This window comes from Paenibacillus sp. JJ1683 (genome assembly GCF_053006485.1).
Window position 1 is genome coordinate 4,949,574 of record NZ_CM129820.1, and the last position, 6,223, is coordinate 4,955,796.

At 30.6% G+C, this 6,223-nt stretch carries 3 protein-coding genes; all 3 read right to left on the minus strand.

The window, feature by feature from the left end; translation table 11 throughout:
- Positions 1–1,316 precede the first annotated feature (1,316 nt).
- Positions 1,317–2,186 (minus strand): DNA adenine methylase, encoded by an 870-nt coding sequence (locus ACUC6J_RS21410; RefSeq protein WP_447249398.1) that lies wholly within the window; start codon positions 2,184–2,186, stop codon positions 1,317–1,319.
- Positions 2,173–3,966 carry an AAA family ATPase gene (locus tag ACUC6J_RS21415; RefSeq protein WP_447249399.1) on the minus strand — a complete coding sequence of 598 codons (1,794 nt, stop codon included), beginning with the start codon at positions 3,964–3,966 and terminating at the stop codon, positions 2,173–2,175. The genes ACUC6J_RS21410 and ACUC6J_RS21415 overlap by 14 nt, the downstream gene beginning before the upstream one ends.
- Positions 3,967–5,456: 1,490 nt before the next feature.
- Positions 5,457–5,678: a hypothetical protein gene (locus tag ACUC6J_RS21420; protein WP_447249400.1), complete on the minus strand. Its 222-nt coding sequence runs from the start codon at positions 5,676–5,678 to the stop codon at positions 5,457–5,459.
- Positions 5,679–6,223 lie beyond the last annotated feature (545 nt).

Genomic DNA, 6,223 nt, shown 5'->3' on the forward strand with positions numbered 1-6,223 from the left:
TCATTATTTTGATAGGTTCTATTCTGAACGGTTTATTACTCGTTTACTCCATTATATGAAGATTAATTCTTTAACCTTATAGATTCCTATCTAATAAAATCTCCAATTTCTTTAGCCATGACTTGGTAGAAGGATGCATTCCATACTATAACTTCGTTTTTAATACTCCTTACATAAGCATTTAAGTGAATTTAACAAAAAACTTTTTTATTTAGACTATGTTTCTTTCTTTTATTATGTCCACTTCATTTTGAATTCCTCACGTTGGAAGCATCCATGATTAATATTGATGTTATGAATTAATAAGAAGCAGTTGTTGGTTGAGCACTCGAAATATATGATATTAGAATGAGCAGTAAGGGTGCAATATACGAATACAATAAACCATGTCATAACTGCTGAAAAATATTATTCTAAGGCGGCAATTAAAATTTGAACTCTTATAAAAAAATGCGTTTCCCTAGAAGAACTGCCACCTCGTTACGCGTAACTGAATTGTTCGTGAGACAAGTAAGATTGCTAGAAGGCTAAGAACACTAATGTCCACAAACATTAAATTTCAATGTATACTGTGGACATGATACGCCATTGGTAACTGTTACAATAATGAAAGGATAATTAATATCTCATTTTTCATAACCATTTTGTTACTTATGCTATAGCCCTTCTAAGCATGGTCGTCTGGTTCAACTCTGCAGTATAACCTAGTCAGGGTCATGTTTAGCCTCTTAGCTTCCTTCATACAGTTAGGCATAACTAAAGCCACTGAAATTTGAGATACTTCCGCACGAAGCACATTAACTCTATCGGTCTGCTAAATTGGGATAAAATCAGTCGCAATTACAGCAATTATTACGGCCATGTCATAGTCATAACAGGAAACTGACGAAATAAGCTAATGGAGAGGTACTAAGCGTATACAGGCATTAACGATTAATGAACATTAACGGATAGTATAAATTTCAAAAAAACTGCTGGGCATATAAAAGAAAAACAACTCAATAAATGAAAACAGATTATGTAGTAATATTAGGCCAGTGTTTATTATTAGCATAGGAAAGCATCAAGATGTAAATATTCTCAAACTATTATGATTTGCGGACTGTGATAAAAGCTTAACGAGGAGTTATTAAAAATTCGTTAGTAAGCATCGCCTTTAATATGCTTTTTAGTCTTTAAACTGAACTGTCATTAGCTTAATAATGGTAAGTAAATAAAAAAACCGATTGTCCTAATTAGGATAACCGGTTTTATGTCACTAAACTGTAACGCATAATTCTTAATCAACTTAATTTTAATTAGTGTTAGAAATGAATCTAAGCTTTTTCTATAATTATTTTGCTAAAAGATTCAACATTTGTTATAACATTTGAGAAAAGTAATTCTCTCTCTTTGCGCTTATTTTGAGCAGAATACTGTAATGAATACTTATATTGAGGAACATCTTTGTAAATATCAATAATTGCTTGATGATAGTCATAAGTAGTTATCCAATGATAGTTATTTATCTGTCTAATAGCTTTATATAAGGCTACATGGTCTTGATGACCAAATGAATTCGTGTACAAGTTCTTTCCTTGCTTATAGTAAGGAGGATCAAAAAAAACAAACGTTCTATTAGGATCAAGATATTTTATATGTTGATCGATTAATATTTTAGCATCAATATTATATAACGTTATATTGTCATACATGGAAGCAATATTTCTTATTTTTTTTATAAGATTTTGCTTATTATAGCGACAATCTAGTTTATATTTTCCTTCTTGATTCCTTCCACCTATAACACCTCCAGAAATAATTCCGCTTCTGTTAGTACGATTCAAAAAGAATGTTGAAAAACCATTTTCTATTGAATAGGGGTTATTCCTATATATTTCGTTTATCTCTTTTTGTCTATTCCAAGATTCCATTGTCACATCTGTATTTTCTATTAGTGAAATAAATTGCTCACAATAATTTAAAATAGAATACCAAAATGCATGTATGGATGGATCGATATCATTAATTACAATCTTGTCCACAAGTCCCCTTAATAATAAAGATATTGAAATTCCAGCCCCTCCGGAAAAGGGTTCAACATAAATTGAATTACTTAAATTATTTCTCATTAACAAATTACTAATAAATTTGAATAATTGCGTTTTTCCACCTGGGTATCTTAATGGGGTATCAGTTACTGGCATATTGTTCACTCTCAAATAAGTACTTTTTTCTTTTCCATGCTGAAGAAGGAATATTATAGGCTACAAAAGTTTTCCTAAAAACACTATGCAAATCATTATAAAAGTCTACTATTTCTTTTCTGTTATCTCGATCATTAAACCATTCCATGAAAATTATTTCGAAAAAATACTTATATTCACGATATATTTTTTTATTTTTTTGTCTTCTGATTCCCTTGATAGTACCTTCTTGTTCTCTAATTTTAGAGATATTATCTTCTAACTCATTTATTTTTTCGAGAATATCTTTTGCATAATCAAATGTATAGCCCTTTTTTACATGTTCTCGGTTTATACTCCAAAATTCTTGATATTTGGGTTCTTTAATAAGTCGCTTTAAATATAAAAAAATAAGTTCTTCAGGATTTTTTTGGCCTGGTAAAGTAATAATATTCCTATTCAATTCCTTTTGTGCATCTCCGTCAAGTATACAAATGGCCTTCAATACACTCTCAGTAAGCAGTGAATCATGAAAGATACTTTTAAGATTATCACAACCCATATTGCCATCTACTAAATGGAAATTACCCTTGATATTATTAAAATTCCCGTCTATATCTGAGTACATCATAAATAATATATTAAGCAAATCTCTTGCTTCCTGATCCTCTGTAAAGACGGGGATTTTATTGTTATCCATTTGCTCCATTGTAATTTGTCTTAAGTACATATTAATAGTAAACATATCTATGTCATTAATTATGTTTACTTTATTTTGTTCATTTAACAAATAAATAACCTGAGCCTTTTGCTTTAATCCATAATCAATTAAATTCAAACTATGAGTTGTACAAACTATCTGTATCCCAAATTCACTAGTGTACTTTTGAAATAGTTGAAATAATTTTATTTGATAAGAAGGGTGTAAGGTAGCATCGAGTTCGTCTATTAATAGTAGACTCTCTATTTTAGAGCTATTCATTCTACTACATTTTTGCAGTTCGTCATAATAATATTGAAGTGATACTAATGCAGTGATAATAATATATAAATTATCCTCACCTGCTGAAATAGTATTAGAATCAATACCCGTGAAACTTGTATTAAATTCCGCTCTTTTTTTGAGATTTCCAATACTATTATATGTTTGATGGCTAACTTCAATATTTGTAAATCCCGCGTATACTTTGTTAATAATTGAAATATACTTATCCGGCAGTTTTTTATTTATTTCGCTGATATAGTTATTTTTCAATTCTCTTTTTAAGATTGATTGTACACTTTTTAATGAAGTTTCATCTAACTTTTTGCTTAGTTTCTCAATAATACTTTCAAAATTAAGCTCATGATATTCACCATATGAAATTAAGCGAGACAACCCCAGATAAATTACAGGTAACTTAGGCAATGATTCTTTCTTTCTATTAGCATATGGTGGCTTGATAGCATATCTTGAATTCTTAGGTGAATTATGCTTTCTAAACTCTAATTTAGTACCGTCAAAATATTCGACTTCTAGTATTGTTCCCTTTGTATTGTTAGTTGGATCATTATACTCTTTATCCCCTCTACTCAATGATTCAATTTTAGGATTCATCAAATTATTAATATTATTAATTATATTTATGCAATCTTTGAGATTATGTTCTCCTTTTATTTCTTGATAAGAATTTGATAATAAGTATAATATTGAGCTTTTACAAGTACCATTAGTCCCAGAAATAATATTAATTGTTGGAGAAAGTTCAAATCCAACATCTATCAGCTTTCTATAACTTTTTACATACAAATGTTTACTCATTCTCCTAGCCCCTTTTTGATATATCAATCCCAATATATTCCTTTTCAAAATAAAAGATTAAAAATGATTTTTATATACTCTCTACTTAGACAAACCCAAAAGTCAAAATGGCATTCTGCTATTCTACTATTTTGGTCTAGCTTAGTCCCATGAAGTGAGCCTAATATACTCCTGTGGATGGCTAAAGGGAAAGCATATAAGAGATGCAGCTCCTCATAATAATACTACTGAAAGTCCCCTCCTTAATATACTATCATTTTAAACAGTAGCCTATTTGCATCAACAAAGAATTTGGTTATTAAGAACTATAATTAGAATTCAAGTAGGACACAATTATCCCGATTCTAGTTTCTGGCTTCATATGCTCCCCAAAAATAAATTTTTCGGTATTCTTAGTGCTTAACAATTGAAGACTATTCAATACCCCTAGCAATACGGCACTCGTGTCGCTAAGCACGAAAATCCATAGATAATCAACTGGTAAAAGTAAGAGCTAGAGCAACCACTTTCAAAATTAGGGAGAACTAAAAGTTTTGCTTTATATTTTTTCAGCGCTTGCGAGTTAGATTAACGTCTGGGGGCGGTTCCCCAGATAAATTAATTAAATAACTAGTGGGCATAATTTTTGCTTTATTAAACTAATAAATATTTGTTCAATGGAGAACCGAAGCAGTAGAAAGCTCTCGTTTCGTAGAATGTCTCCTGCAAGATGAGCAGCAGAAAAGAACTGACCGAGCAGCAATCAGCCGATAGTAACCTTTTTTAAAACACAATAACTATTGAAAATTCGATTTCAATAAGTTTATTAATTTAGGTTTATTTTTTATTTGTCTCCTATAAATTCCATTAACTATCCATATTCAATAGAACACAAGCAATGCCAATATAGAAGCATCTTATAAGAATGTTTGGGTTAAGAAACCATCTTAGCTTTCATGGAAAATTATGTTGTAATATATTTAGAGAATTGAAGGTAATATTATAAATTTACCAATTAATTTGGTTAATTAGGTAAATTCATCTAATCGTAATCATCCAACAGGATAAGTGTAAAAGCTTTTGACTGATATCACGACATGAATTAAGGAAATGGACAGCCTGTCTATATGTGAAAGAGAAGACTATGCGACAAGTGCTGTTTCGTCATCTTTCATCTCTGCCAAGTACATGTTCTCTACTTATATTTAACTAAAGCATTTGCTCCCTGTAAATTAATACAAAAGCCCGATGATACTTATCTCATCGGGCTTTGTTGAATATTTGATTGTCAGGAATGTCTTATTGCCTAACATTAATTAATTATCAGCACACATTTTTAATACTAAAATTCAATTACTTGTCAGGTGATAAAAAAGTCGTGAACCAATTTTGTTGATTTTACTGCGTTTGCCAGAGCACGTGATAAACACGAAAAATAAAAAGTCTGAAACCACCACAATTTACCATAAGAAGAAAAGTTGAAAACTTGTACTATTACGATAATACAAATTTCATAACCATTTCTTCAATATACTGAATGTCGCATATAACGTGCTTAAATGATCAATTTTCTTTTTCAAAGCATTATCTCTAATAATCTGTCCATCTTTAGTCCATTTAGTCCATTGTCCATATATTTGAACTAAAGTTAGGTTATTATCCATTTTTATTTTATTAAATTCTTCTATCAAATCTCTTACTAATTCATTATTCACTTCTTTCAATGAAGCCATTATATCTCTAGCTAGTTTATTAATTCTCTTTTTTTGTTCGAATGATAGCTTGCTTGATTTTACTTAATTCTTTAAATAGTGAACTTATGGAAGGTAGATTACTATTCCAGCCTCCTGATTCTAATACTGAAAAAAACGTTTCGGCATAAAACCAAAAGTCTTCTCCAAGAGCTTCACGTTTCCTTTTTATCTTCTGTTAGCCTGGAAATAAACATACTTCGGGTTGGACATCTTTGTACTCTAATTCAGCAGATTTAATGTTATAAACCAGTTTACCAATTGCAGGTGCACGTATTATATCCTCTTCGTCTGTAATCGTTCTAGCAAGGAGCAACGGTGGTAGAGTCGATAATCCGGAGTGTTTTGCGGTCTGCTATCGAACAGCCATGCCTAGACAAAAAGTAAAAACTCATCTGCAACGATCGGCAATTATTTCTTTTCGTTTTTCGGGTATTCGGATTTTATGGTGGAATTATCTCTGTTTAAATGGTTTGATTCTTAGTGTACCAAAGGTAAACTAAGATTTCTGTTGTGTTTTTCCCCTT